General features: G+C 61.5%; 18 protein-coding genes, 1 tRNA gene, 2 pseudogenes and 1 other annotated feature. Of the genes and pseudogenes, 11 read left to right on the top strand and 10 right to left on the bottom strand.

The genetic code is table 11. The annotated features are described in order from the left end of the window. Window positions 1-47: 47 nt before the first annotated feature. Entirely contained in the window at window positions 48-1154 is a 1107-nt protein-coding gene (locus LZ585_RS09235) for an ROK family transcriptional regulator (RefSeq protein WP_234853295.1), read from the bottom strand. A gap of 119 nt (window positions 1155-1273) precedes the next feature. On the opposite strand from LZ585_RS09235, the gene LZ585_RS09230 reads away from it, so the two are divergent. The 4 genes and pseudogenes from LZ585_RS09230 to LZ585_RS09215 all read left to right on the top strand — a co-directional run. Continuing rightward, window positions 1274-2302: a sugar ABC transporter substrate-binding protein gene (locus LZ585_RS09230; protein ID WP_234853294.1), complete on the top strand. Its 1029-nt coding sequence runs from the start codon at window positions 1274-1276 to the stop codon at window positions 2300-2302. Window positions 2303-2359: 57 nt separating this feature from the next. After that, window positions 2360-3415 carry an ABC transporter permease gene (locus LZ585_RS09225; protein ID WP_234853293.1) on the top strand — a complete coding sequence of 352 codons (1056 nt, stop codon included), beginning with the start codon at window positions 2360-2362 and terminating at the stop codon, window positions 3413-3415. Next, entirely contained in the window at window positions 3412-4188 is a 777-nt protein-coding gene (locus LZ585_RS09220) for an ATP-binding cassette domain-containing protein (RefSeq protein WP_234853292.1), read from the top strand. The genes LZ585_RS09225 and LZ585_RS09220 overlap by 4 nt, the downstream gene beginning before the upstream one ends. Before the next feature lie 71 nt (window positions 4189-4259). Beyond that, window positions 4260-4868: pseudogene (locus tag LZ585_RS09215) on the top strand (AAA family ATPase); the annotation flags it as partial. Here the strand turns inward: LZ585_RS09215 and LZ585_RS09210 are convergent. The 4 genes from LZ585_RS09210 to thrS form a co-directional block, all read right to left on the bottom strand. Continuing rightward, complete coding sequence (locus LZ585_RS09210) at window positions 4827-6047, bottom strand: multidrug effflux MFS transporter (protein WP_234853290.1); 1221 nt, start codon at window positions 6045-6047, stop codon at window positions 4827-4829. The pseudogene LZ585_RS09215 and the gene LZ585_RS09210 sit on opposite strands and share 42 nt — an antisense overlap. A gap of 56 nt (window positions 6048-6103) precedes the next feature. After that, window positions 6104-6727, bottom strand: coding sequence for a DsbA family oxidoreductase (locus LZ585_RS09205; protein WP_234853289.1), 624 nt, complete (start codon window positions 6725-6727; stop codon window positions 6104-6106). 78 nt (window positions 6728-6805) lie between these two features. Next, on the bottom strand, window positions 6806-7012 hold the full coding sequence (locus LZ585_RS09200) for a cold-shock protein (RefSeq protein ID WP_234853288.1): 207 nt from the start codon (window positions 7010-7012) through the stop codon (window positions 6806-6808). Between the two features lie 236 nt (window positions 7013-7248). Then, on the bottom strand, window positions 7249-9195 hold the full coding sequence (thrS, locus tag LZ585_RS09195) for a threonine--tRNA ligase (protein WP_234853287.1): 1947 nt from the start codon (window positions 9193-9195) through the stop codon (window positions 7249-7251). Window positions 9196-9314: 119 nt separating this feature from the next. Between thrS and LZ585_RS09190 the strand changes: the two genes are divergently transcribed. Further along, entirely contained in the window at window positions 9315-10055 is a 741-nt protein-coding gene (locus tag LZ585_RS09190; RefSeq protein ID WP_234853286.1) for an alpha/beta fold hydrolase, read from the top strand. Next, on the top strand, window positions 10042-10998 hold the full coding sequence (locus LZ585_RS09185) for an alpha/beta hydrolase (protein ID WP_234853285.1): 957 nt from the start codon (window positions 10042-10044) through the stop codon (window positions 10996-10998). Before LZ585_RS09190 ends, LZ585_RS09185 begins: the two co-directional genes overlap by 14 nt. 55 nt (window positions 10999-11053) lie before the next feature. Here the strand turns inward: LZ585_RS09185 and phaZ are convergent, their stop codons facing one another. Then, a complete protein-coding gene (gene phaZ, locus LZ585_RS09180) occupies window positions 11054-12412 on the bottom strand; it encodes a polyhydroxyalkanoate depolymerase (protein WP_449301139.1) in 1359 nt (452 codons plus the stop codon). 382 nt (window positions 12413-12794) lie between these two features. Between phaZ and phaC the strand changes: the two genes are divergently transcribed. From phaC to LZ585_RS09160, 4 genes are all read left to right on the top strand, one after another. Next, window positions 12795-14579: a class I poly(R)-hydroxyalkanoic acid synthase gene (gene phaC / locus LZ585_RS09175; protein WP_234855799.1), complete on the top strand. Its 1785-nt coding sequence runs from the start codon at window positions 12795-12797 to the stop codon at window positions 14577-14579. A 184-nt stretch (window positions 14580-14763) separates the two neighbouring features. After that, window positions 14764-15228 carry a Phasin gene (locus LZ585_RS09170; protein WP_234853284.1) on the top strand — a complete coding sequence of 155 codons (465 nt, stop codon included), beginning with the start codon at window positions 14764-14766 and terminating at the stop codon, window positions 15226-15228. A gap of 160 nt (window positions 15229-15388) precedes the next feature. After that, window positions 15389-16006, top strand: a complete 618-nt coding sequence (gene phaR, locus LZ585_RS09165; RefSeq protein WP_234853283.1) for a polyhydroxyalkanoate synthesis repressor PhaR — start codon at window positions 15389-15391, stop codon at window positions 16004-16006. A 38-nt stretch (window positions 16007-16044) separates the two neighbouring features. Further along, window positions 16045-16134: transfer RNA gene (locus LZ585_RS09160), tRNA-Ser, on the top strand. 319 nt (window positions 16135-16453) lie between these two features. Here LZ585_RS09160 and LZ585_RS09155 read toward each other — a convergent pair. Next, window positions 16454-17688 (bottom strand): IS3 family transposase gene (locus tag LZ585_RS09155; protein WP_390625059.1). Its coding sequence is split into 2 segments (ribosomal slippage): window positions 16454-17388 and window positions 17388-17688, totalling 1236 coding nucleotides; the frame shifts between segments, so codons are not numbered across the junction. Continuing rightward, window positions 17285-17401, bottom strand: a sequence feature (AL1L pseudoknot). (Overlaps the previous gene by 117 nt.) Before the next feature lie 239 nt (window positions 17689-17927). Here LZ585_RS09155 and LZ585_RS09150 point away from each other — a divergent pair. Further along, window positions 17928-18207: pseudogene (locus tag LZ585_RS09150) on the top strand (transposase); the annotation flags it as partial. Window positions 18208-18211: 4 nt separating this feature from the next. Here LZ585_RS09150 and LZ585_RS09145 read toward each other — a convergent pair. From LZ585_RS09145 to LZ585_RS09135, 3 genes are all read right to left on the bottom strand, one after another. Beyond that, window positions 18212-21532 carry an ATP-binding protein gene (locus LZ585_RS09145; protein WP_234853281.1) on the bottom strand — a complete coding sequence of 1107 codons (3321 nt, stop codon included), beginning with the start codon at window positions 21530-21532 and terminating at the stop codon, window positions 18212-18214. An 80-nt stretch (window positions 21533-21612) separates the two neighbouring features. Then, complete coding sequence (locus tag LZ585_RS09140) at window positions 21613-22863, bottom strand: IS256 family transposase (RefSeq protein ID WP_234855798.1); 1251 nt, start codon at window positions 22861-22863, stop codon at window positions 21613-21615. A gap of 89 nt (window positions 22864-22952) precedes the next feature. Further along, the gene (locus tag LZ585_RS09135) at window positions 22953-26330 is read right to left on the bottom strand and encodes an NACHT domain-containing protein (RefSeq protein WP_234853280.1); all 3378 of its coding nucleotides are present in this window, start codon (window positions 26328-26330) and stop codon (window positions 22953-22955) included. Window positions 26331-26385 lie beyond the last annotated feature (55 nt).

Genomic DNA, 26385 nt, shown 5'->3' with positions numbered 1-26385 from the left:
CGCCAACACCAATGAAGTGCGCGCTTATAGAGGCCGAGGCGCCGGTGTCAAGCCGGGGCGCCCCCCGGTTCGAAGAAATGCGCCAGCGGCAGGGCGGCGGCCCCAAGGATACGGGCGCTGCGCGACAGGCTGCCTTCGACGATCCGGGGGCGGTCGATGCCCGCGGCAGGCAGTTGGGCCAAGGCGGTCCGGGTGGCGTCCGCCAGGGCGCGGCGGGTCGCGGGCGGCACGGCGCCGTCGATCACCACCACCGGAATATCCAGCAGCGCCGTGGCCGACAAGGCGGCGAAAGCCAGGGCATCGGCAGATTGCGCAATCCAGCGCGCTTCGATGTCCGGGGGAACCAGCCAGCCGGAATCGTCGGGGGGCAGGGGATGCCCCAGCCGTTCCTCCAGCGTGGAAACCGAGGCCAGGTCCAGCAACTGCCGCCCGCCGGGAATGGGCATCGACCCAAGCGCCCCGGCATTGCGGTGCGGCCCGACGCGCAGGCGACCATCCAGCACCACGCCCCCGCCCGCAAAATGGGCCACATACAGGTGAACGAAATCGCGGGGCAGGGACAGGCGCCCAAAGATCAGTTCCGCCGCGCAAGCGGTGCTGGCATCGTTTTCCAGAAAGACCGGAAAGGGCAGTTCCTCGGCCAAACGGGCAGCCAGATCGAAGCCGTGCCAATCCGCCATCTCGGCCCCCCAATCCCAAAGGCGAAAGGGCGTAGCCACGCCAAGTCCCGCGATTCGCAGCGGCTGCGGTGTCGATGCCAGGATCGTGGCAATCCCGTGCCGGGCGAATGTCATGATCCGTTCGGGGGTGGGATGGGGATATATCTCTTGGCGATGGATCTTTACCGTTCCGACGAAATCCACCAAGGCCAGTTCGACCAGCCTGCGGCCCAGTTTCAGGCCCAGGAACAGCGCCCCTTCCGGGGCCAGGGACAGGGGCGTCGAGGGCTGGCCCACCCTGCCGCGAACCACCGCGTCGGCTTCCAGAAAACCATTCTGGATCAATTTCCTGGTCAGATTCGTGATGGCCTGCGGCGACAGACCTGTAGCCTGGGCCAAGGCGGCGCGCGGCAGGGGACCGCGTTTGCGGATCAGCGACAAGATCGACCGCTCGTTTTGGCTGAGATCAGCCCAGTGATGAGGGTGGTTCAGCATTGCAGACGCCTCCTGCAGCACATTAATCAACATGATTGACTTATTGACAAGAGGAAACGCTTCGTGCTTCCTGATAAGGCAAGGCGGAGGAGGTGCCGCCATTCGGAGGAGTTTCAGGAATGATCATCAAGTCTTCGCTTCGCTTGTCGCTGGCCGCGTCGGTGCTGGCCCTGTCGGCGGGCGTCGCCGCTGCGCAGGATCCCGTCAAGGCCTGCATCATCACCAAGACCGACATCAACCCGTTCTTCGTGAAGATGAAGGAAGGCGCCACCGCGAAGGCCGAGGAGCTTGGCATCGAGCTTATGAGCTTTGCGGGCAAGATCGACGGCGACCATGAAACCCAGCAACAGGCCATGGAAAGCTGCATCGCGGCGGGCGTGAAGGGCATCCTGATCACCGCGTCCGACACCAAGGCGATCACGGAATCGGTCAAGCAGGCCCGCGATGCCGGCATCCTTGTCATTGCGCTGGACACGCCCCTGGACCCGATCGACGCGGCTGATGCAACCTTTGCAACCGACAACCGGGAGGCGGGCAGCCTGATCGGCGCCTGGGCCGCGGGCAAGATGGGCGATGCGGCAGCGGATGCCAAGATCGCCATGCTGGATCTGTCGGCAAGCGCGCCTTCGGTCGATGTACTGCGCGACCAAGGTTTCCTGGAAGGCTTTGGCGTCGATGTGAAGGATGAAAACGTCATCGGCGACGAGGAAGACCCCCGCATCGTCGGCCATGACGTAACCTCGGGGAACGAGGAGGGCGGTCGCCAGGCGATGGAAGCCCTGATGCAGATGAATCCAGGGATCAACCTGATCTATACCATCAACGAACCGGCTGCCGCAGGGGCCTATGAGGCGCTGAAGTCGTTCGGCATGGAAGGCAATGCGACCATCGTGTCCGTGGATGGCGGCTGCCCCGGCGTGGAAAACGTCAAGGCGGGCGTGATCGGCGCCACCTCGCAGCAATATCCGCTGAAAATGGCGTCCATGGGGATCGAGGCGATCGCCGCCTTTGCCAAGGACGGCACCAAGCCGCAAGCCACCGAAGGGCTGGATTTCACCGATACCGGCGTGAACCTAGTCACAGATCAGCCGGTCGAGGGCGTGGCCTCGATCAGCGTGGAAGACGGCCTGGCCCAGTGCTGGGGCTGACCTGATCATGCGGGCGGCGGGCCGAACCGCCGCCCTTCCTGAACATCGGAGGGCCTGATGTCCGACACTCCCGACCCCGTGGTCGCACGCAATCCGTCCGAGGCGGTCGCGAGCTTCGATCATCATTCGCGTGGCACGCTTGCCCGGCTGCAGTATTTCCTGCACCGCTATCCCACCATGGTCCCGGTCATCGTGCTGGTCCTGTCGGTGGCGGCATTCGGGCTGATATCGCCCAACTTCTTTTCGGCCTTCAACCTGTCGCTGATCCTGCAACAGGTGGCGGTGGTGGGGACGTTGGCCGCCGCGCAGTCGCTGGTGATCCTGACGGCGGGCATCGACCTGTCCGTTGGTGCCGTCATGGTGATGGTGTCTGTCATCATGGGCAAGCTGTCGGTGGATTTCGGCATCCCGGTGCCGATTTCCATCCTTGTCGGGCTGGCCTGCGGGGCAGCAACAGGCGCGCTGAACGGCGCGCTTGTGACGCGGCTGAAGCTGCCGCCCTTCATCACCACGCTGGGGACATGGAATATCTTCCTTGCGTTGAATTATTATCTGTCGAACCGCGAAACGATCCGCAGCCAGACCCTTGATGCCGAGGCACCGCTGCTCAAGTTCTTCGGCGAACGCTTTACGGTGGGCGGGGCGGTGCTGACCTATGGCGTGGTGCTGATGGTCGTGGTCTTTGCGGTGCTGTGGTATGCGCTGTATCAGACCGCCTGGGGCCGTCGGGTCTATGCCGTGGGCGATGATCCCGAATCCGCCGCCCTGGCTGGGATCCAGACCAAGCGCGTGCTGATGTCGGTCTATATCGTATCGGGCGTCATCTGTGGGCTTGCCGCCTGGTCGTCCATCGGGCGTGTGGGATCGGTCAGTCCGACCTCGTTCTTCGAGGCCAACCTGGAATCCATCACCGCGGTGGTGATCGGCGGCATTTCCCTGTTCGGCGGGCGGGGGTCGATCCTGGGGCCGCTGATCGGGGCGCTGATCGTGGGTGTGTTCAATTCAGGGTTGCGCCTGGCCGGAGTGGACGTGCTGTGGCAACTGTTCGCAACCGGCTGGCTGATCATCATCGCCGTCGCCATCGACCAATGGATCAGGAAGATTTCATCATGACCCAACAGCCGCTTCTGTATGCTCGCAACCTGGTCAAGCGTTATGGCCGCGTGACCGCGATGGACCATGCCGACTTTGATCTGTATCCCGGCGAGATCCTGGCCGTGATCGGGGACAACGGCGCCGGCAAATCCAGCCTGATCAAGGCGATATCCGGCGCGGTCCAGCCTGACGAGGGGGAAATTCGACTGGACGGCCATCCGGTCAGCTTTGCCAGCCCCCTGGAAGCCCGCCGCGCGGGGATCGAGACGGTCTATCAGACGCTGGCCCTGTCGCCCGCGCTGTCGATTTCCGACAATATGTTCATGGGCCGCGAAATCCAGCGTCCCGGCATCATGGGCAAGTGGTTCGGGATGCTGGACAAGCCCGCCATGGACGCGTTTTCGCGCCAGAAGCTGTCGGAACTGGGCCTGATGACGATCCAGAACATCAACCAGCCGGTCGAAACGCTGTCGGGCGGTCAGCGCCAGGGCGTGGCGGTGGCCCGAGCTGCGGCATTCGGCAGCCGGGTCATCATCCTGGACGAACCGACCGCCGCCTTGGGCGTCAAGGAAAGCCGCCGCGTGCTGGACCTGATCCTGGACGTGCGGTCGCGCGGCATTCCCATCGTGCTGATCAGCCACAATATGCCCCATGTGTTCGAAGTGGCCGACCGCATCCATATCCACCGCCTGGGCAAGCGCCTGTGCGTGATCGATCCCAAGGAACATACCATGTCCGATGCGGTGGCCTATATGACGGGCGCCCGCCTGCCAGAGGGGATCGCTGCGTGACCGTTGCAAGAGGGGGGCCTTGCCCCCCGTCCTTCGGATTCCCCCCAGGATATTTCGATGAAGAAGAAGGCCAGGAGTTGCTGGCCCGGGTCCGTGGGATAGGGGGCGCGCGGGTTCTGGTTGCCGTGACAGGCGCCCCCGGATCGGGCAAGTCCACCTTGGCCGAAGCCTTTGCGGCGCGCCTGGATAATGCCATCCTGGTGCCGATGGACGGGTTTCATCTGGACGACCGGGTGCTGTCTGCACGCGGCCTGCTGGCCCGCAAGGGCGCGGTCGAGACCTTTGATGCCGAAGGGTTTGCGGTTCTGGTCGAACGGCTGGCCGTGCCGCGGTCCGAGGTCATTTTTCCCGTCTTTGACCGCAGCCGGGAAATCGCGGTCGCGGGGGCAGGCGTTGTCGCACCCGATCACCGAATCGTCGTGATCGAGGGGAACTATCTGCTGCTGGATACCCCACCCTGGAACCGGCTGCGGTACGACCTGAGGATCTGGCTGGATGTTCCCGAGGCAGAGCTTGAAAGGCGGCTGGTCGCCCGCTGGCAGGGCTTTGGCAAGGATGCGCACCGGGTCACGGAGCATCTGGAAAACGACCTTGCCAATGCGCGCTTCGTGACCCGGCGGTCGGGCCGGGCCGACCTGTCAGTCGCGCAGAAAGCCCATCAGGAACCAGGCAAGGGCTGAACAGATCAGCGTGGCCATGGTCGCCGGGATTGCCGTGCCGTTGTAAAGCAGGCCGACAGGGGCCGCGATCAGCGTGGCCGCGATCGTGGACAGGGCCGCGATGATGGACGCGGCCATGCCCGCGATATGGCCCATGCGCTGCAAGGCCAGGGCATTCAGGTTGCCAAAGGTCACGCCCGCCATGAAGAACACGCTGACTGCCCAAAAGAAGAACGCCGGAAAGCGAAGCCCGGTGGGCAGGACATCCGCCAGGACCAAGACCAGCATCACCGACGACACGCAGGTCTGCATGACATAGGCCCATTTCGCGATCCGTCGCATTCCGAAGCGCATCACAAAGGTCGCGTTCAAGAGCGTTCCGATCCCCGACAGGATCGCCATCAGTGCAAACCAGGCCGGAAAGTTATCGCCCTTGCCGTAAGCCTCGCCGAACAATTGCTGGGCCGATGACAGCAGGGCGAACATTTGTCCAAAGCCCAGCGTCAGGATCAATGTGCAAAGCATGACCTGATGGTCAGACAGAACCTCTCGGGCAGCCGCACTGAGCGGCGCGATGCGCAGCGGCCGGCGCGCGGCGGGGGGCAGCGTTTCGGCCTGGCGCAGACCCAGCCATGCAGACCCGACCAGGGCAAACAGGATAAAGGCCACAAACACGCCATGCCAGCCCGAGACCCAGATGATGCCTGCCCCGATAGAGGGTGCAAGGGCGGGAATCAGGATGAAGACCATCATGACAAAGCTGGAAATCCGCGCCATTTCCCGGCCTGCATACAGGTCGCGGATCAATGCCATGCCAACGATGCGCGGACCCGATGCGCCCAGGCCCTGGACAAAGCGGGCGGCCAGCAGGAACTCGATCGAATGGGCAAAGATCGCGACCACGGTTGCGACGATATAAATCGCGGCACCCAGATAGATCGCAGGCTTGCGCCCGATGGCGTCGGAAATGGGACCGGCGAACAGCGTGCCAATCCCCATGCCCGCCATGAAGGCCGTCAGGATCAACTGGGCGCGGTTCACGTTGTCGGGCGTCAGTTCGGCAGCAATATCGGGCAAGGCAGGCAGCATTGCGTCGATGGAAAAGGCAACGGTGGCGAACAGAAAGGCCAGCATCGCAACGAATTCGGGCAGGGGCAAACGGCGTTGCGGCGCGTTCACGTCAGGGGCAATCACGGACATCGGGGGCCTTTCGTCAGGCGATTCCTGTAATCCGAAATTGCACATTGTGCAAGTTCCTACGAGGGTGCGTTCGTCAACTCGTCAATCACTTGCTGCCACAGGCTTGCAGACTGCGCGCCGCTGATCGCGTGCTGGTTTGCCACGATGAATGTCGGGACCGAGGTAACGCCACGATTCCGGGCGTGCTGTTCGCGGGCTGCAACCTCGTTCCGGTCGGCATCAGTGGACAGAAGGCGCGACACAAGATCGCTGTCCATTCCTGCCGATCCTGCAATCAGGGCAAGTTCGGCAGGGTCGCCGATGTCACGGGCTTCTTGCCAATGCGCGCGCAACAGGCCCGACATGACCCGCGTCTGCGCGCCCTCCAGGCCGGCCCAGTGCATCAGCCGATGCGCGTCGGTCGTGTCCGGTTCGCGGGCCGATGGGTTCAGGTTCAAACCCAGCGTCGCCGCCCGTTGCGCGACCATGCGGGCGGCCTCTTCGGCGCGTGGCCCCAGTTTGGCCTGCAGATATTCGATCCGGTCCATGCCGCCCCTGGGCATCTGCGGGTTCAAGCGAAAGGGATGCCAGGCGATCTGGAACGGATGCAGCGGGCGGCTTTCCAAGGCGCGGTCCAGTTCGACCTTGCCGATCAGGCACCAGGGGCACAAGGGGTCCGCAAAGATGTCGAACGGGATCATGGCGGTTCTTTCGGCAAGGGAACGCAAACGAAAAACGGCCCGCGATGGCGGGCCGTTCCGCAACCTGGGGAAGCTGGATCAGAGCAGCTTCAGATCGCTGGCCGATGCACGGCCGTCGCGGCCGGACTGCAATTCGTATGCGATCTTCTGGTTGTCCTTCAGGCCCGTCAGCCCGGCGCGTTCCACGGCCGAGATGTGGACAAAGATGTCCTTGCCGCCGTCATCGGGGGCGATAAAGCCAAAGCCCTTAGTGGCGTTGAACCATTTAACCGTTCCGGTCGCCATAACCGTTCTCTCCTTCAAGTCCTCCTGGCGCAGGATTGCGTCAGGCCGTGCAGCCCGCTTTCGATATTCCGGCTGCCCGTAAAAGGGAGGCGGTAGAAAGGCTTCGCTCACGCTGCTGAAAGGATGGACGAATCGTTAAAAAAGGCAAGCAGGAAACGTGCGCAGACGGGGGCCTGCGCATGATAAACGTGCGGAGACGGGGGCCTGCGCATGATAAACGTGCGGGAAAACAAAATTCAGCGCAGGTCGGGCGAGGTGGATTCGTCTTTCAGCATCGCCACGGCTTCGGTTAACGGTAACAAACGTGACCCTTGCTGGTCCAGGCGCCGGAGCGATACGGTGCGATCCTCTACCTCTTTCATGCCGATGGCAAGAATCGCAGGCACCTTCGCGACCGAATGTTCGCGGACCTTGTAGTTGATCTTTTCGTTGCGGGTATCCGCCTCGGCCCGGATGCCTGCCGCACGCAGTTCGGCGACCACTTCGGCGACATAAGCGTCGGCGTCGGACACGATGGATGCGACGACCACCTGGCGCGGGGCCAGCCAGAAGGGCAGCTTGCCCGCGTTGTTTTCGATCAGGATGCCGATAAAGCGTTCGAACGATCCCAGGACTGCCCGGTGCAGCATGATGGGACGATGCTTCGCGCCGTCCTGGCCCACATATTCCGCATCCAGCCGTTCCGGCAAATTCGGGTCAACCTGCAGCGTGCCGCATTGCCAGTCGCGGCCGATGGCGTCGCGCAGCACGAATTCCAGCTTTGGCCCATAAAAGGCGCCTTCGCCCGGGAACAGTTCGTAATCGTATCCGGCAGCCTTGCAGGCATTGCCAAGAGCGGCCTCGACCCGATCCCAGCTTTCGTCCGATCCGATGCGCTTTTCAGGCCGCGTGGACAGCTTGATCCGCCAATTGTCAAAACCCAGGTCGGCATAAACACTTGCCAGGAATTCGATGAACTTCTTCGTTTCCGCCTCGATCTGGTCCTCGGTGCAGAAGATATGGGCGTCGTCCTGGGTGAAGCCGCGCACGCGCATGATCCCGTGCAGCGCGCCCGAGGGTTCATAGCGGTTGCAGGATCCGAATTCCGCCATGCGCAAGGGCAAGTCGCGATAGGATTTCAGGCCGTGATTGAAGATCTGCACATGGCAGGGGCAGTTCATCGGCTTCAAAGCATTGACGGTCTTGGCCCGCGCGTGATCCTCGTCCACCTCGACGATAAACATGTTTTCCTGATAGTTTTCCCAATGCCCCGACGCTTCCCACAGCTTGCGGCTGACGACCTGAGGGGTGTTCACCTCGACATAGCCGTCGGCCCGCTGGCGGCGGCGCATATAGTCTTGCAGCGTGGTATAGATGTTCCAACCGTTCGGGTGCCAGAAGACCTGGCCCGGCGCCTCCTCCTGCATATGGAACAGGTCCATTTCCCGGCCCAGCTTGCGGTGGTCGCGCTTGGCGGCCTCCTCCAGCATGGTCATGTGGGCCTTCAATTCGTCGCGGTTGCGAAAGGCCACGCCATAGATGCGTTGCAGCATCGGACGGCTGCTGTCGCCCAGCCAATAGGCCCCTGCGATATGGGTCAGCTTGAAGGCATCGGCGGGCAATTGGCCGGTGTTCTGCAAATGCGGGCCACGGCACAGATCCTGCCAGTCGCCGTGCCAGTACATCCGCAAATCCTCGCCTTCGGGAATGCGGTCGATCAGCTCCAGTTTGAACGGCTCGCCCCGGTCCTTGTAATAGGCGACGGCGCGGTCGCGGTCCCAGACCTCGGTCCGAACGGGATCGCGGGCGGCGATGATGTCGCGCATCTTCGCCTCGATCCGGCCCAGATCCTCGGGGGTGAAGGGTTCGCTGCGGTCAAAGTCATAGAACCAGCCGTAATCCCGCACCGGGCCGATGGTGACCTTCACATCGGGCCAGATCTCTTGCACCGCACGCGCCATGACATGAGCAAAGTCATGGCGGATCAGTTCCAGGGCAGGGGCGTCGTCCTTGATCGTGTGGATGCTGATCGCGCCCGAGCCGTCGATGGGCCAGGCCAGGTCGATGTGCCGCCCGTCAAGGCTGGCCGAGATCGCGCGTTTCGCCAGGCTGGGCGCGATGCTTTCGGCGACCTGCGCGGCAGTGATGCCTGCGGGATAGTGGCGCGCGTTGCCATCGGGGAAAGTCAGGGAAATCTGGGACATATGTCCTCCTCGTCGGTTTGGCGCCCACGGAACGCCCGGTTGCGGGTTGTCTTGCCGCTGTCCTTGGACCGGGGCGGGAAAACTGTCAAGGTAAGCAGGCAGACAACGAAAGGCGGCAGATGAGCGGATATCTGGAAACCCCCACCGGCCGGCGCATCGCATTCCACCGCAGCAACGGGCGGGGGCCGGGCGTGGTGTTCCTGGGCGGGTTCAAGTCTGACATGACCGGCACCAAGGCGCTTTGGCTTGACAACTGGGCGCGAGAACGCGGGCGCGCCTTTCTGCGCTTCGATTATTCCGGCCACGGGGACAGCAGCGGCACATTCGAGGAAGGATGCATCGGCGACTGGTTCGCGGACGCCTGTCATGTGATCACGGCGCTGACCGACGGGCCGCAGGTGCTGGTGGGATCGTCCATGGGGGGCTGGATCGCCCTGCTTGTGGCCCGCGCCATGCCGCAACGCGTGGCGGGGCTGGTGACAATCGCCGCCGCACCCGATTTCACCGAGCAGGGGTTCTGGTCGGGGTTCACCGATGCGCAGCGCCGCACGCTGATGACGGCGGGACGCATCGAATTGCCCAGCGAATATGCCGGTCAGCCCTATGTCATCACCCGCCGCCTGATCGAGGATGGGCGCGACCATCTGGTGATGACCCAGCCTTTGCCGTTGCCTTTTCCGGTTCGGATGCTGCAAGGCACGGCAGACGCGGATGTTCCCGTGGACTGGGCCATGCGCCTGCTGGACCACGCGGACGGGCAGGATATCCGGCTGACGCTGGTCAAGGGGGAGGACCATCGCTTTTCCTCGCCCCCATGCTTGTCCCTGATCGGCCAATCCATCGACGATGTTCTGGCTTAGACTTTCGCTTGCCCTGCTGGCCGCGCTTGGGATGCTGTGGATCCTTGTCCCCAGGGAAAGGTTGCGCCCCGACCAGGGTTTCGCGCCAAAGCCGGCAGACCTGCAATCCTGGCTGGCCACGCGCGAGGCGGGAATTCGGCCCGAGGTTGCGTCGTATCTGCAATGGGCCGGACAGCCGGGGCAGGTCACCGATCTGGCCATCATTTACATCCACGGATTTTCGGCCAGCCCTGCGGAACTGCGGCCCTTGCCGGAACAGGTCGCGCACGACCTGGGGGCCAATCTTCTGGCGATCCGGTTGACGGGGCACGGCACCGACGGGGCCGATCTGGCGGCAGCGACGGCGCAGGACTGGTGGCGGGAGCTGGGGCAGGGCCTTGATACCACGCGACGACTGGGCCGCCGGGTGGTGGTGATGGGAATGTCCACCGGCGCAACCTTGGCTGCCCTTGCCGCACACGACGAACAGATGGGACGAATGATGGACGGAGTGGTCCTGATCTCGCCCAATTTCCGGCTGCGGGCGCGGACGGCCCGGTTGCTGGATCTGCCCTTTGCGCGGTCGATCATCCGCCTTGCAGGAGATCCCGAACGGTGCTTTGTGACGCGAAACGGCAGGCACCGTGACCGATGGACCAGTTGCTATCCATTGTCCGCGACATTGGCGGTCGGCACGCTGCTGCGCCAGGCACGCTGGGGCGGTTTCGATGGTGCCGGGGCACCTGCCTTGTTCATCTGGTCGGATGCGGACAGGATCGTGGATCATGCCGCGTCGGCCAGGATCGCGGCGGAATGGGGCGGCGGTGTGACGGTGCTGAAGGTCGTGCCGGGACCGGAAGACGATCCAGACGCCCATGTCATCGCGGGCGAGGCACTGTCGCCCGGCCTCACCCCGAAATTGATCGCAGCAATTGCCGACTGGATCAGGCAGGCGCTGCGCTGACGACGCCCGGCCTGTAATGGCCGCCGATGCCAGGATACTTGATGCAGGGCAGCTGCTAGACGGCGATCTTGCTGCTGTCGGTGAACGGATCGGTTACGCCGCAATCGGCCGCAATGCCGCCGCGAACCCGCTGCTTGCGCGGCATGACCGCCTCGGGCACCGCCATGTGTTCGTCGATGAAATCCAGCACCAAGGGCCGGATGTTCAGACGCCATGACTTGCCCGCAAAGATGCCGTAATGACCAGCGCCCTGTTCCAAGTGTTCCTTTTTGCGTCCGCTAGGAACACCGGTACACAAGGCCAGTGCCGCGACGCATTGGCCCGGGGCGGAAATGTCGTCGTTCGATCCCTCGACCGTCATGATGGCCACGTCGGTGATCTTGCCGATATCGACAGGGCGCCCATTGACCACGAACTGGTTCTTGGCGACCTCGCCCTTTTTGAAGATGCGATCGACCGTGGACAGATAGAATTCCTCGGTCATGTCCATGACGGCCAGGTATTCGTCATAGAATTTATAGTGCTTGTCCCCCTCGGACCCGGTGCCGCGTGCTTCGGCCCAGATCTTGTCGATAAAGGCCTTGGCGTGGGTTTCGGCATTCATGGCGATGAACGAGGACAACTGCGCCAGCCCCGGATAAACCATGCGCCCGGCACCGCGATATTTGAAGCCCACGGACTGGATCATGGTATGTTCCAGTTCGCCCATGGTCATGCGGTTGCCGAAATCCGTCACCTCGGTCGCGGCCGCATCGGGATCGACCGGCCCGCCGATAAGGGTCAGCGTACGCGGCTGGGATGCAGGATCGTCGGCGGCCAGGATGGCAGTCGCGGCCAGGGCCAGCGGCGCGGGCTGGCAGACGGCGATCACGTTCGTATCCGGTCCCAGGTGGCGGATGAAATCGACCAGATACTGGGTATAATCCTCGATATCGAACTTGCCTTCGCTGACCGGAATGTCGCGGGCATTGTGCCAGTCGGTGACGTAAACCTCGCAATCAGGCAGCAGGGATGTCACCGTGGACCGCATCAGCGTGGCGTAATGGCCCGACATCGGTGCGATCAGCAGCACCTTGCGGGGTTGGACATCCCGCCGCGCGACGCGGAAATGGATCAGGTCGCCGAAGGGCCGCTTCATCACGGGTTCCACATAGACGATGTGATCCTGGCCCTGTTCCCCGGCGATGGGCGGGATTTCCCAGTCCGGCTTGATCACCATGCGTGCAAAGCTGCGTTCGGTGACGCGGCCCCAGGCGCTCATCAGCTTGAACATGGGATGGGGGTTCAGCGCGAATATGGGATAGGATGCGATTGCCCGGGCCGATGCCCCCATCCATTCGTTGGTGTTCCGAATGGTTTCCATTGCGTCATAGGACACGATGCCCTTGATACCCTTGATCGCCACCGGGGCCATCCTTTCGTTGCTGCGTCATGGCGGAACGCATCGCTGGGGCAATTGGGTCCGAAAAACCCTTGTTTGCGCATTGCCCGCCCTGCGCCTATTATGATTCTGGTCATAGGGGGGAACCGGGATCATGGCAAGAAGTGCAGGATCTGGAGGCAAGAAAGTTGCCGGGGCGCGGCGCAAATCGCACATTACTGAAAAGTCTTCGCCAGTGATTGACGATAAGACGGGCAATGCAGGCACACAGACGGCCACCGGACAGCCCGCGCCCATAGAATCGGCCCCCGCCCCGGATAACCCCCCGCAGGTAGCGGCGCCGCGGCTGCAACTGGATCAGGCCGCCCCCGCGCCATCGGATCCAGCCGCCCCAACGGGCCGCGCGCCCCAGGCCATGGCCGAAGCCCTGGCACGCGGGTCCTCGGGCGCGACTGCCCGCAAGCTGGCCGAGAACATCGAAAGGATCGAGGCGCTGGGACAGCGGCTTGTGGCTGCGCTGGCAGCCCGATCCCGGCCAAATCCGGGCATCGAGGCGCCAGGCCCGGATCTGCTGATGACGGCTGCCAATGCCTGGGTCAAGACGGTGTCCGAGCAGCCGGGGCGCGTGATGGAAACCCAGGTCAATTACTGGGGCGAGACCCTGAAGAACTATGCCCAGACGCATCGGGCGTTGACGCTGGGGCAAGCGGATCCTGCAGCCGAGGATACCGGGTCCGACAAGCGGTTCGCCAACCCGCTGTGGAGCAGCCATCCTTATTTCAGCTTCGTCAAGCGGCAGTATCTGATCAACGCCAAGGCCTTGAAGGAAGCCACGCAGAACCTGCAAGTGTCAGACGAAACCGACCGGCGCCGCATCAGCTGGATGACCGACCAGATCGTTGACATGATGGCGCCCACGAACTTTCTGGCCACCAATCCCGATGCCTTGGAACGCGCGGTCCAGACCGAGGGGGAAAGCCTGGTCAAGGGGCTGGAAAACCTGGTCCGCGACGTGGAACGCAACAATGGCGACATTGTCGTGTCGCTGGCGGACCGCGAGGCTTTTTCCGTGGGCCAGAACATCGGCACATCGGAAGGGACCGTTGTCCATCGCACGCCGCTCTACGAACTGATCCAGTACAAGCCGACGACCGATCAGGTCTTCGAAACGCCGCTGCTGATCTTTCCGCCTTGGATCAACAAGTTCTATATCCTCGACCTCAAGCCGCAGAACAGCCTGATCAGATGGCTGACCGAACAGGGCCATACGCTGTTCGTCGTCAGCTGGAAGAACCCCGATTCCACCTATGCTGATACCGGGATGGAGGATTATGTCGCGGCCTATCTGGAGGCGATGGACAAGGTCCGCGACCTGACCGCGCAGCCCCGGCTGAACGTCGTGGGTTATTGCATCGCAGGCACCACGCTGTCGCTTGCCTTGGCGCTGTTGAAGCAGCGGGGCGACGACCGGGTCAAATCCGCCACGCTGTTTACCAGCCTTACTGACTTTTCCGACCAGGGCGAGTTCGTCAGCTTCCTGCAAGACGATTTCGTGAATGGCATCGCCGACGAGGTCAAGCGCCATGGCATCCTGCGCGCGCAACTGATGTCGCGCACCATGAGCTTTCTGCGCCCCAATGACCTGGTATGGGGACCGGCCATCCGCAGCTACATGATGGGCGAAGCGCCGCCCGCCTTTGATCTGCTGTTCTGGAACGGCGACAGCACCAATCTGCCGGGCAGGATGGCGATGCAGTACCTGCGCGGCTTGTGCCAGAGAAATGCCTTTGCCACGGACGGTTTCGACCTGATGGGCCACAAGCTGCATCTGTCCGACGTGACGACTCCGGTTTGCGCAATTGCCTGCGAGACCGATCATATTGCCCCTTGGAAGGATTGCTGGCGCGGCATCGCCGGGATGGGGTCCAGCGACAAGACCTTTATCCTGTCGGAATCGGGCCATATCGCCGGGATCGTCAATCCGCCCACGAAGAAGAAATACGGCCATTACATGGGCAGCAGTGATTTCAGCGGCGGGTATCAGGCCTGGAAGGAATCAGCCAGCTTCGCGCCCGGCACCTGGTGGACCCGGTGGAGCGATTGGCTGGCCGAAAGGGCAGGGCGCATGGTTCCGGCGCGCGAACCCGGCGATGGACTTGGTCCGGCACCCGGCACCTATGTCCACGAAAGGGCAGCCTGAGGGTTGGTATAACAATCACTTGCAAGAACGGGTTGCTTGGAAGGCAACAAATTTCTGCGGCGCAGCATAAAATACTTGAAATGCCGCGCCGCAGCATTCATATTCCCATCACGAGAATGGCTTTGGCTGCGGAAACCTCTCTCATCGAACCCGTCCTTCCGCGGCGTTGACAGGAGTGAATGACATGGCGAAGACCCCCGATTTTGCAAAGACCTTCCAGGACATGATGGCCAACTTCCCGATCGACACCTCGTCGTTCCAGGAAGCGTTCAAATCGCAAGGCGTTCTGGGCGAGAAACTGGCCCGCGTTGCGCTGACCGCAGCCGAGCGTTCGACCGAGATTTCGGCCCAGTGGGCCAAGGACGCCATCGCCCGCGTGGGTGAACTGGCTGCCGTCAAGCAGGAACCGGCCGATTACGCCAAGTCGCTGACCGACTTTGCTTCCGCTTCGGCCGAAGTTGCTGCCGAACACATGGCCGCCTACGCCGAAGTTGCGAAAAAAGTGCAGATGGACACCGTCGATCTGATGCTGACCGCAGGCAAGGACGTGGCTGTCGAGGCCCGCAATGTTGCGGAAACCGTTGTCCGCGACAACCAGCTCGCCGTGAAGAAGGCCGCGACTGCTGCGACCACCGTCGCCGCGAAGTAATCGCATCGACAGACGATCTTGAAGGAAGGGGCGGCACCGCCCCTTTTTTCATGTCCAGGGGATCCGATCCTGACCAGTCCCTTGGCAAGTGCAGAAAATTGCTTTGCCTTTTGCGGATGCAGCACCCATCATGCAGGAAATTGCATGACCGGGGTCCGCCATGCCCGCACCGAACACGCCGCTTCTGATCAAACGCTATGCCAGCCGGCGGTTGTATAATACCGAAACCAGCGATTATGTGACGCTTGAAGACATCGCTTCGTTCATCCGCGAGGGCCGAGAGGTCAAGATCGTCGACCTGAAGTCCGGTGACGAACTGACGCGTCAGTACCTGTTGCAGATCATTGCCGAACACGAAGGCCGGGGCGAAAACGTCCTGCCCATCGACGTGCTGACTGACTTGGTCCGCAGCTATGCCACAAGTGCCCATTCCGTCGTTCCGCAATTCCTGGCCGCCAGCTTCGAGATGCTGCGCGAAAGCCAGTCAAAGCTGATGGAAAACATGGCCGTCATGCCGAACCCCATCGCCCGGGTGCCCGGCTTTGATGCCATGCATCGGCAGCAGCAGGCCTTTCTCAAGGCGCTTCTGGGCGGATGGTCTGGCACGTCAGGCCCCGAACCCGAGGATCTGGACGGCGACTCCGTGCCTGCTGAAAGCACCCCCGCGCGCAAGCCTGCTTCCAAGCATCGTGCGGCATCCGGGGGCGAGGGATCGGAGGACATGGCAGAAATCCGTCGTCAGCTTGCAGAACTTCAGCAACGTATCGCAAAGCTCTGACTTGCACCTGTCGCCGACACAAGCTAGACCGCGCGCACGGACAGTTGGCCGAGTGGTCGAAGGCGCACGCCTGGAAAGTGTGTAGGCGGGGAACCGTCTCGAGGGTTCGAATCCCTCACTGTCCGCCATTTCCCACTTCGAAACATGTCTCTTGTTGTAACTGCGGCAGGATTTCCCATTGTTTTAAAGGGTTGTACGGGCGGTGCTCTTGACTTGGTCCTATGCGCCGAGGCTGGAACATGCTCTCTAGCGCCTGAATTTCTCCAAACCTGATGACTGGGTTGGTTTAGTGTTTAGCTTTCAACCTGCTGAAAGATATCAGCTTTCTGGGGACTGCGTTGGACTTCCGACTTGAGGGGCTACTTGTGTAGTGGACCTGCGGTCGAACCTCGGCTCTCGTGATGCTTGAACCGCCCCGGGTTTACCGGAGAGTTTGTGGTTCAATGATTAGGCTGCTTTTTCGGCTGCGTTCAAGCTTGCGTAGAAGGCCTCCTCTGCTTCGTTCGGCGTGACGTAACCGATGGCGCTGTGCAGGCGCGTCTTGTTATACCAGTCGACCCATTTCAAGGTTTCCCATTCGACCGGACCGACGGACTTCCAGGGTCCGAGGAACTTGATGACCTCGGTCTTGAACAGACCAATGATGCTTTCCGCGAGGGCATTGTCATAGGAGTCCCCGACGCTGCCGACCGAGGTGTCGATGCCTGCCTCAGCCAGCCGTTCGGTATATCGGATCGACAGGTATTGGCTGCCTCGATCACTATGATGGATCAGCTTGTCAGTCTCGGATGGGGTCCTCTGGCAGATAGCCTGGTTCAAAGCATCCAACACGAAACCAGTCGTCATCGAGCTCGAGACGCGCCAGCCGACGATCTTCCGGGCGAAGACGTCGATGACGAAGGCGACATAGACCATGCCCTGCCAGCTTGAGACATAGGTGAAATCGCTGACCCAGAGCTGGTTTGGCATATCCGCGGCGAAGGTCCGGTTCACCTTGTCGTCCGGGCAAGGCTGAGCCGCATCGGGGTGGGTCGTGATGACCTTCTTGCCGCGGACAACGCCTTGCAATCCCATCCCCTTCATCAGCCGCTCCACCGTGCAGCGGGCGATATCGTGCCCTTCGCGGCGTAATTGGTGCCAGACCTTGCGCGCGCCATATCTGCCTCGGCTGCCATCGAAAGCCTCCTTGATGGCAGCCATGTCCAAGCGATCCCGCCTGGCCCGATCCGACGCCAGATCGGGATTACGCTCGACGGCCTTGAAGGCATGATACGTCGATGGTGCGATCCCCAGAACCCGGCAGATCGGCCCGACACCATGGACACAACGGTGATCGTCGATGAACGCGATCATTTGCGGAAGGGGCGGTCGAGCTCCGCCGCTGCGAAATACGCACTGGCCTTCTTCAGGATCTCATTGGCCTGGCGCAGTTCACGGACCTCGCGCTCCAACTCCCTGATCCGGTCCTTCTCCGCGCTCGTCAGACCGCCGCGCTGACCGGCATCACGTTCGGCCTGCTGGCACCAGACGCGCAGGCTGTCGGGCGAACAGCCAAGCTTCGGCGCGATCGCCCTGTAGGCAGCCGTGTCGCTGGCATAGTCGCCACGGTTCTCTCGGAAAAGCCGAACACCGCGTTCGCGAAGCTCGGCCGGATAGGCGGGGGTGAATCTCGGCTTTGACATAGGGCTCATCCTTTGAGTGTTTTACTCTCCGGTAAACCCGGGGCGGTTCAGCTGGCAGCTCTTCTGTTTTGCGGCAGGTGGGCGATCACGAGCTATCGGAGGGCGTAGATTTGAGCTACGGCGCGGTACTTCGAACCGGAATTATGGGCGGGAAAGCCGATAGATGAAAGTGCGGCATGGCAAGTGCGGCGAACCCGGAGAAGCGGACAGCCTCTTTCAGTTTGCGCCCTAGTTCTCCAGCTTGGCTTGGGCTAACCCCTCGCGCCCAATCCAGCGGCGGCAAGGACCGACAGACAGGGATTAGCGAGCAGGGCGATGGCTACTTTAGGCGACTGCTGGTGCCCGGAGCTGCCGCCGTGCTGCGCTTCGCTCGGCAGTCGGACGCGAGCAAGCTTGGATGATATGAGGCTGAAAGTGCGTAGGAAGCCGAAGGTCGTAGCCGTCGCGCAGGCGAACAAAGTACTCCCGTTCGTCGCGATGATGACGATTGCGGTCGAACCTGATCTGGCTTGCGCTTAGCCTATCACAGTCCTGTGTCATCCGGTGCCAGACCTTCGATAATTTTACGAAAGCTCTCGGCATCGAACTGTGGAGCCTGTTGTTTGTGAGCTAGCCACTCGTCCGGGAGGCCTGCAATGGCTCTAAACCGCGGATAGAAATCCCGGCGGCGATTGGCATCGAGTGCGTCGAGCGCGCGCTTGGTCTTGGGGGACAAGCGCTGCGGCAGCCTGACTTCGCCGCTTCTATTGGAAACAGCGATGAGCGAGCGATGCGTGAAGGGGCTCGTATCGCCGGCGCGCCCGTTCGATTTCCCGCGATGATATTTCTGCAGTTTGACAAAGATGACGAGTTCTCGATCAACGGCCTCCAGCAGCGCCTTCAACGAAGCTGTCCTCACAAAGAGTCGCGACCCCGTCTCGATCCACGCGTGTTCGCCCCGGCCTCCTTCAGCGCCCCAAGCCTCTGCGTAGAATTGTGGCTCGTTAGCACCTGCCCACTGGCGGACAACTGGGTCGCTCGGTGCGATGCCCAGCACCTTCTGGGTAAAACCAACGGGGAAGGGCCGTCCGAGGGCGGAGCTAGTACCATAGGGATCGTGACGATCGAGCTGGCGCTGGGTGTTGGGTGTCACGGCAACCCAAGGCTGAACACTATGGTCTTCCTTCCCGAAATGGCGGCTGATCTCATCTTCGTCGTCCGGAAGCCACCGGAAGAACGGTTCGTCGGAAAGCAAAGTCATGACCACCGAGCGTGCATCGCTTTCATTTGCGAGGACGCTTCGAATAGTTAGGGTCGTGTCTCTACCGATCGACCAACTGCCCGAAACGGGCATCCAGACGGCCGTCAGCTTCCCATCGCTAATGCCCAGCAAGGGTGCGAGTAATTGTCTGTCGTCTCGAGTGGTGTGGCGCTTGTCGCCGCTTTCCGGCATCTTGATGTCGGACTCTCTGGCCAGATCAAGCGGGAATGTATCGGTGAGGTCAGCCAGCCACAAACCATCAACGCGCGATAGCCGGTAGTCGTCCAAGAAAGCGGACCAGGCGTCCCCGCGCCAGTCGTTGCCGGCGACTGGCAGCGAAGCGAGAAGTTCGCCCGCGACCAGCATTAGCGCGTGCCAGCCAAGATATCCGCCATAGGGATCACGGTCCGGAACATACCCAGACGACCACGTATCAGCGTAGCTCGCGGTGCGTGGGCACTCATGCATGCCCCGCACGGACTTGTCCCAGCGGCGTACCCAACTACTTATCCTGTCCTCTATTTCCCATGCCGGGCGGGCAAATACTTGGCGCAGTCGCTTAAGCTGGTACTTGTCGAAGTCGTAGTCCAAATGGAAGGCATCTTCGGGGCGCGGTGACGAACCCGGTCTCTCGACGTAGCGGAGCTCGCTGTAGCCCTCTTTCGGATTGTAATCGTACGGCGACACGTTGCTTGTCGAAATGACGTCGAGCAGTGCTTGGTTCTCGGCAGGGTCGAGCAGCCGGGCGATTTCCCGCAGTGCATCGATCGCAAATGCGCGCATCACTACATGTGGAAATTCGGATGACAGCGCGACCCGTTCGAAGAACTGTCGATGTGCGGCTAGCCTTTCGGGATGGTCCTTGCTGACCCGGGCAAGAGCAATCAACAGCCACAGCTGCGCATGCATCGGGTAGAATGGGAGCTTTGCATCAATGAACTGCAATCCCGAGCCGGAAGCAAAGCGGGCAACGAGTTCGTCCAGAATATCGAAGCGCTGAACTTCAGCCAGGCGTCTCACGGCATGGGCCGCTCGCCAGCGCATCGCCGCCACCGGATGACCTAGCCGAGCCCACACCAGCCCGGCTACGACGTCTGCTTCATCTCCCGGCACCGAAAGGCAGTCGCTCCAAGGGCCGTCACCGACTTCGGCCGGCAGCTTTTCGGCACTGGTGGTAAGGAACCGCTCTAATCCTTTCGCAATCGCTTGATCGCTGACCTTGGCGGCTAGACGTGCCGCCAAGCCAAGCCACGCGTTCCCTTCCAGCTCATCGGCAACGCTACGAAGTCCCGCTACTACACCCTCGACCAGAGCAGTTCGGTCGGCGCAGAAGTACTTCTCTAGTCCGCGCCAAGCGCTCCAAGCATCAGTGCTGGAGCTTGCCAATTCTCTGGCATGTTTTGCCGCGAGGCGGAGGCCTAGTTCGGGCAACGCATCACGCATGGCCGCAGAGGTCTTGCTCCATTCTACGATATGATCATCCAACGCTCTGACCTTGTCCGCGAGAGTGGCGTTGCCGGCCTCGACGACGGCTTGGACGAAACCCAGGCGTTCCGCCGGGGTAGAGGCCCGCCCAGCGAGTTCGAGCAATGTTCGAGCCGGCCAGCGCCGGCCAGCCTGATCCACTTCCTTGTGCAGTATCTCCCGATCGATTTCGTCCGGATCGGTGAGATCGATCGGGTAGGTTTCCGGAGCCTCTGCAGTCGCCGCCGCGGTAACTGCTGGCGTCGGCGCTTCGGCTTGCGGTCCACGCCGACGAAGCAGTCCTTCGATCCGCAACCGAGAGGCAGATGTGGCAGGAAGAGTCCCTTCAGCTAACCGGTGGAGTCCTTCGATGGTTTCGCGGGTCGGCGCAAGTTGATCATCGCGATCGATTTCCACGAGCAGTAGATTGAAGAACCATTCGTGGTGGACTTGCGGAATGTTCGGGAGCGCCTCGGATGCGAAATTCGATATGTTCCAAGTCCAAGCCTCAGCGGGTGAAGCCAGACCAAAGAGCGCGGCCGCCGTCACCGCTGACAATTTCGATTGGCGCGTGAGGACCGTGAGAGTGGGGCCAAGCGAGTAACTGAGCCTCGCAACATCCCGATCATCCAGTCGGGCCAGCATTGCTAGCGTGCCTCGGCCAGCGATTGGCACCATGGTTTGGGCATATTCGATCCATGGAAAGCGTCCATCCTCGCCCTGATTGAGCTCCAATATTCGAGCGAGGGTATGAGAGGCCTCTGGTGATAACTCCGCGCCTTTGTAGTGACCCGTCAGTTCGAGCAGATGATTGGTACGATCAAAATCGTCCGATCCGATGGCTTCCGCCAGATCGAGCGCTCGCCTGAAATATGCGGCTGCCTCGTGGGTGCTGACCCGCCACACCGCTCGGGCGAGACGTCCATAGGCGGTGACTCGCGACCCCACGTCCGTATCGAGCTGTATTTTGCGCTCGACATGGCCAGCGAGGGTAAGCGCGGCATCATGGCATGCACTGCTCCGCGACAGTCGAGCCACTACGTCTGTCAGGTCGGAAGCGTACAAGCCCGGGGCGGTTGCCAGCCAATCCACCATCCTCTTGGCGAGCGCGGGGTCTATCGCGCCCAGTGCATCGGCCACATAGAAAATTGCTAGGAATCCCGTTTGCGCTAGATAAGCCTTCCCGTCGCGAAATATGGGCAAAAGTTGGTGACGCTTGATCAGGCGGCGGCTTGAAGTTGGCGGAGGCCGTCGCGGAACTCAACCCCCTGGATGATCTCCGGCAGGCGGTTCTGGCCGTCGAGCTTTCGCCACTTCTTCTGCGCTGACATCATCAGCTTGAAGGCCATGGCCAGTCCGGTTCTGCGACTGAGGCAACCTTTGGTGCGCTTTGTGCGGTGGCGAACGGTCGCGAAGGTGCTTTCAATTGGGTTCGATGTCCGGATGTGTTTCCAGTGTTCGGCCGGGTAGTCGTAAAAGGTCAGCAACGCCTCGCGATCCTTGACCAGCTTGGCGACGGCCTTGTCGTATTTGACCCCGTAGGTTTCGACGAAGAAATCGAAAGCAGCGTTGGCCTCGGCCTTGGTTTCCGCCTGCCAGATGTCATGGAGATGACCCTTGGCCTTGTCCTGCAGCGATTTCGGCAGCGCGTTGAGCACATTCATTGTCTTATGAACCCAACACCGCTGCTCGCGCGTGGTGGCGAAGACCTCGCGCAGGGCGGTCCAGAACCCGAGCGCGCCGTCGCCGATGGCCAGCTTGGGATCCTGCTTCAGGCCCCGGCGTCGGAGATCGAGCAAGAGCTCACGCCAGCTTTCAGCGCTTTCGCGGAAGCCGTCGATCATCGCCAGAAGCTCCTTGTGGCCATATTCATCAGCCCCGACGATCACCAGAACGCATTGCCTTTCCTCGGCCATGCGCGGTTTGAAATACACCCCGTCAGCCCAGATGTAGAGAAAGCGCCGATGGCTCAGGTCGCGCTTTTGCCAGGCCTCATAGTCGTTCCACCAATCCGCCTTCAGCCGCGTGACCGTCTTGGCGGAAAGCCCATGTGCGTTCGGACCAAGAAGCGCTGCCAAGGCTTCGCTGAAGTCCCCTGTGCTGACCCCCTTGAGGTAAAGCCAGGGCAGCAGCTCCTCCACGGATTTCGCCTTGCGCAGGTATCGCGGCAGGATGCTGGGCGTGAAGGTGATCTTGTCCTCACCGGGCTTTCGATCTCGCACCCGTGGCACTTTCACCGGCACCGGACCAATCCCGGTCATCACTTCGCGTTCGGGTAAGTGTCCATGGCGCACCAGGCGCGCACGCCCATCCTCAAGCTTCTCCTTGGAAAACGCGGCCATGAGCGTGGCCAGCTCGGCGTGGATCGCCTGTTCGATCAGCTTGCGCGCGCCATTGCGGAGAACGTCGGTGAATGCATCGGCGCTAAATCCCGGTGGATCGGGGAGTTGGGTGATGGTATTCTCTGGCATGTGGCATATCCCTTTCTCGGCTGAGAACTGACGGCGCGTGAACACCGCCATGATATGCCGCCCCTCAGGGCATCACCAACTTTCGCTCGTTACTCCCCGTCGCGATAGGGGTAGCTCGAGGCCTGCTCGACATCGCTTACCACGCGATCAAAGGCCGCATTCAGCATTTCGGCTCGCGTCTGTCCAGCAGGCGGGCGCACAATGCTTGCGATGTCCTGCGCGTAGCGAAGAAGCGGATTGATCCGGCCGCTCAGAGCACGAGAATATTCCACGCGGACTTTGTCATCGACAGAGCTGCGGCGCTTCCGCCGTGGCCTACCACCGTCATATTTCGGTTCGGTCAGCTTCTGCGAAAGGGCTCGTGAAAATACCGCCGGGCCGCGATTGCGGGCACTTTTTGCGACGAGGTTGATAAGCTCAGACGGGGCGATGTCGATCAGGGTGGGCGGTTTTCCGCGCAACGCGGCTTTCACACCAGCAGCGGCCAAGCTCACATGTACCGTGCGATCGATTGGGTGACAGCTTGAATAGTCGTAGATCGTTTTGGCCTTCAGCCCTGCGCCTTCAATCAGTGCGATGCCCTCCGCGATCATTCCAAGATCGGCTGCTCTTGCACTGGCGAGCACACTCGCCATAGCCAAACTCGCGCTCTGGTCGGTGAGCGGCGGCGCGGCGGCCATCGCATTGAGCACGCGCTTGTCCTGGGTATGGTCATGTTCGTTAAATTGGAGCGCCGCCGCAAACAGTGCTCGCGACGCAAGCCGGCATCTAGGCAATCTCAAAATGACGTGTGCCGAGGGGGCCTGGGCTGTTGTCTGGTGCCGCTCAAGCAGATCAAACAGCTCGCTGAATTTTACGAAGGCTTGGGCTTCGCCCTTGCGATCAATGAACCGGGCTACACGGAGGTCATTTCCGGCTAACATTTCAACGTAGGCGAAGCCGACATCGTCCCAACTCCGTGACACGTTAGCCGTGTTGGACCAGGTGCTTCGCCTCGTTTGAGCTGCCCAATTGTACCAATCGATGGCCCTTCGCGCGTGCCGCCGAGCCTCATCACGATCACCGGCGAAGGCGTTCGCCAACGCTAGCGCAGAGTGTTTTCCACCCGGCCACCCGACATTGGTGAAGGCGAGCCGTCTCAGCGCCTCGGGATCAGCAGAGACGGCGGCAAGATCAGGATGCTCGTAGAGAAAACGATCGGATCGCTCATGGCCGGCGGCAACGAGCGAGGCCTCCAACAAGAGCTTCAGCAGATCGTCATGCCTGCCAAGCTCGCCTGAAAGGGCGATCGCGGCCGTAATCCGGGCAAGGCGGATGTCCCTAGTGCTAACTAGCGAGGCTCCGGCAGGAACGCGAAGATCATAGGCAAGGTGGATAAGCTGATCTGCATCGCGAAGAGAGGTCAACAACGCGGGTAATGCCCTGGCAGCGTAGCTCGAAGTGAGCTGCCTTCCCTGCAGGGCAGAAATGATCCGATCTCGGCTAGCTTGATCGGTGCCGTAGGTCGATCTGATGAGGGTTTCAGTCGGCTCGTCGCGAAACATCAAACCATGCGGCGTTCTCTCAAGCAGCGGCGCCAAGTCCGCAGCAAAGCTCTCGACCTCCTCCCCCATAAGACCGTGAGCTGCAGCAAGCTCTTCGATCGGGACTGGGGGCGCAAGCAAGGCGATGCCGGCGAGCAACAAGTCGATATCTGCGTCCTTGGCCCCGCGTGCACGCGCGGTATTACGCGTATCTTCAAGGCGCTTTCGAAGCAGAGCATCCAGAATATCTTGCGGCTCGTCGGGCGCATCCGGGAACTGCAACGGATCAAATGGCCGCCCGGTCGACAGCAAACTGTCGAGACAACGGGGATTGCGGCCAGACCTTGTAAGCAACGCGGCAATTTCATCGGCGGAAGCATCCGGCACACGCCGTGTGATCAGCGTCCGCGCTTCGGCATCCGAGAACAATGGTACTAGGAATTTGCGAAGAACGTTGTCACCGATAGCGATCATCAGCCTCTCTGTTCGGCAGGAGGCGATCAACCGAACGCCATCTATCGGTTCGACGCTAATGCTGCGCAAAAGCAAATGCGCGAAGGATGAGGTCGCAGTCTCATCGGCGGCCAGTCCGGCATGGTCGATTGCATCCAGAACCAATGACAGGTGCGCGTAGGGATGTGTGTTCCGGGCAGTGGCCACTGACTGGGCCAGGCGGCGGCGAAAGGCCTTTAGAAGGCTTGTGACATCCGCTACGGGAAGGAGGACATCGCACAACCCTTCGCCGGCGAGCAGGTTGGCAAGATGCACCAGTGTCCGATCAGGAAGGTGCCGGCCATCGGCCGGATCGCGCCACCGGCCCGCGCCGAACCCATCAAACAAAACTACGGGTCCGTCGGAGCGCATCTTATCAGCGATCCCCTGCATCAGCACGGTCTTGCCCATACCGCCGGCGCCGTGAACGATGAGAGGGCCGCCAGCTTCCCGCGCCCGCGCGACTATTTCGGAAAGCACGTCTCTCTGAACGACATCCCGTACCTCTGGGAATGCGTCAGGCGTTGGATAGAGGCGATTTTCGTGGTCGACCTCCAGCTCTGCCAAGACGGCCACGCGATCAATCCGCTTGTCGGCTTCGCTACCAGGACCGGCCTTGATTCTGATGAGGTTCCGCAATTTTAACAGGCGCTTTTCCGCGTCGGGATCGCCAGGTTCGCTCCATGCGGCGAGCGTTGCGGAAACGTGTCGCTCCGCGTCAACCAGACTCCCTTTGCTGCCGACAAGCTCCAATCGCCGCAGCAATCCAGAGGTCTCGTGAGGATATTCATTAAGGGCTCTTGTCAACTGCCCTGCTTGGCGACGCACGTCGCCGTCGACATCGGCCCCGGCGATCAATGCGTTGATCGCCGGGGCCAGGTTCTCATGGATCGGCCGGTTCGTGGCAAATTCATAGCGGACGACATTTTCGACATGATCGTCGCCATGGGCAGCACGAAGCTCTGCATCGGTGATCGCGAATTTGACGAGCGTGGAGGCAAGATCCGCCGCGCGAACCGCTTTTTCAGCGCTGGCAATCGAGTATTTGAACTGGACTATGTCAACTCGCTGCGACTGGGCAACGTCGGTGCCCCCGTGATACCGGACAAGGTCAGCGATTTCGACGGCACCGATCCCAAGCTCCTGCTCGTCCAACTCGTCGAAACCTTCGAGCGTGATTGCAGTGAGATTGGTTACAGGGAGCAGAAGTTCCAGCGCCGTGCGTGCAGCCCAAGCCTCGTGATAAGCGTGCCCAGCCTTCGATGCTCGCACCTTATCTATCACAACGGCGCCATTGGCTCGAACTTCATCAGTCATAATCGCCTTGTCTAACGGATATTCCGTGTCTGTCGGAATTAAGTCGGTGTTGGTGAGAGAATGAACTCGCTTGCATTTCAAGTGCATTATCTGCCGCCAAAAGTCACCGAGGCTTTCGCTGTCTCGGAACTGCATTGGTGTAGAACTCATCCTGCCGCGCAATTCTCGCGGCCGGGCTGGTAGCGTAAGC

Origin of the sequence: Paracoccus everestensis, assembly GCF_021491915.1 — a bacterium.
GTDB lineage: Bacteria > Pseudomonadota > Alphaproteobacteria > Rhodobacterales > Rhodobacteraceae > Paracoccus > Paracoccus everestensis.
This window is presented reverse-complemented; position numbering and strand designations above follow the sequence as displayed.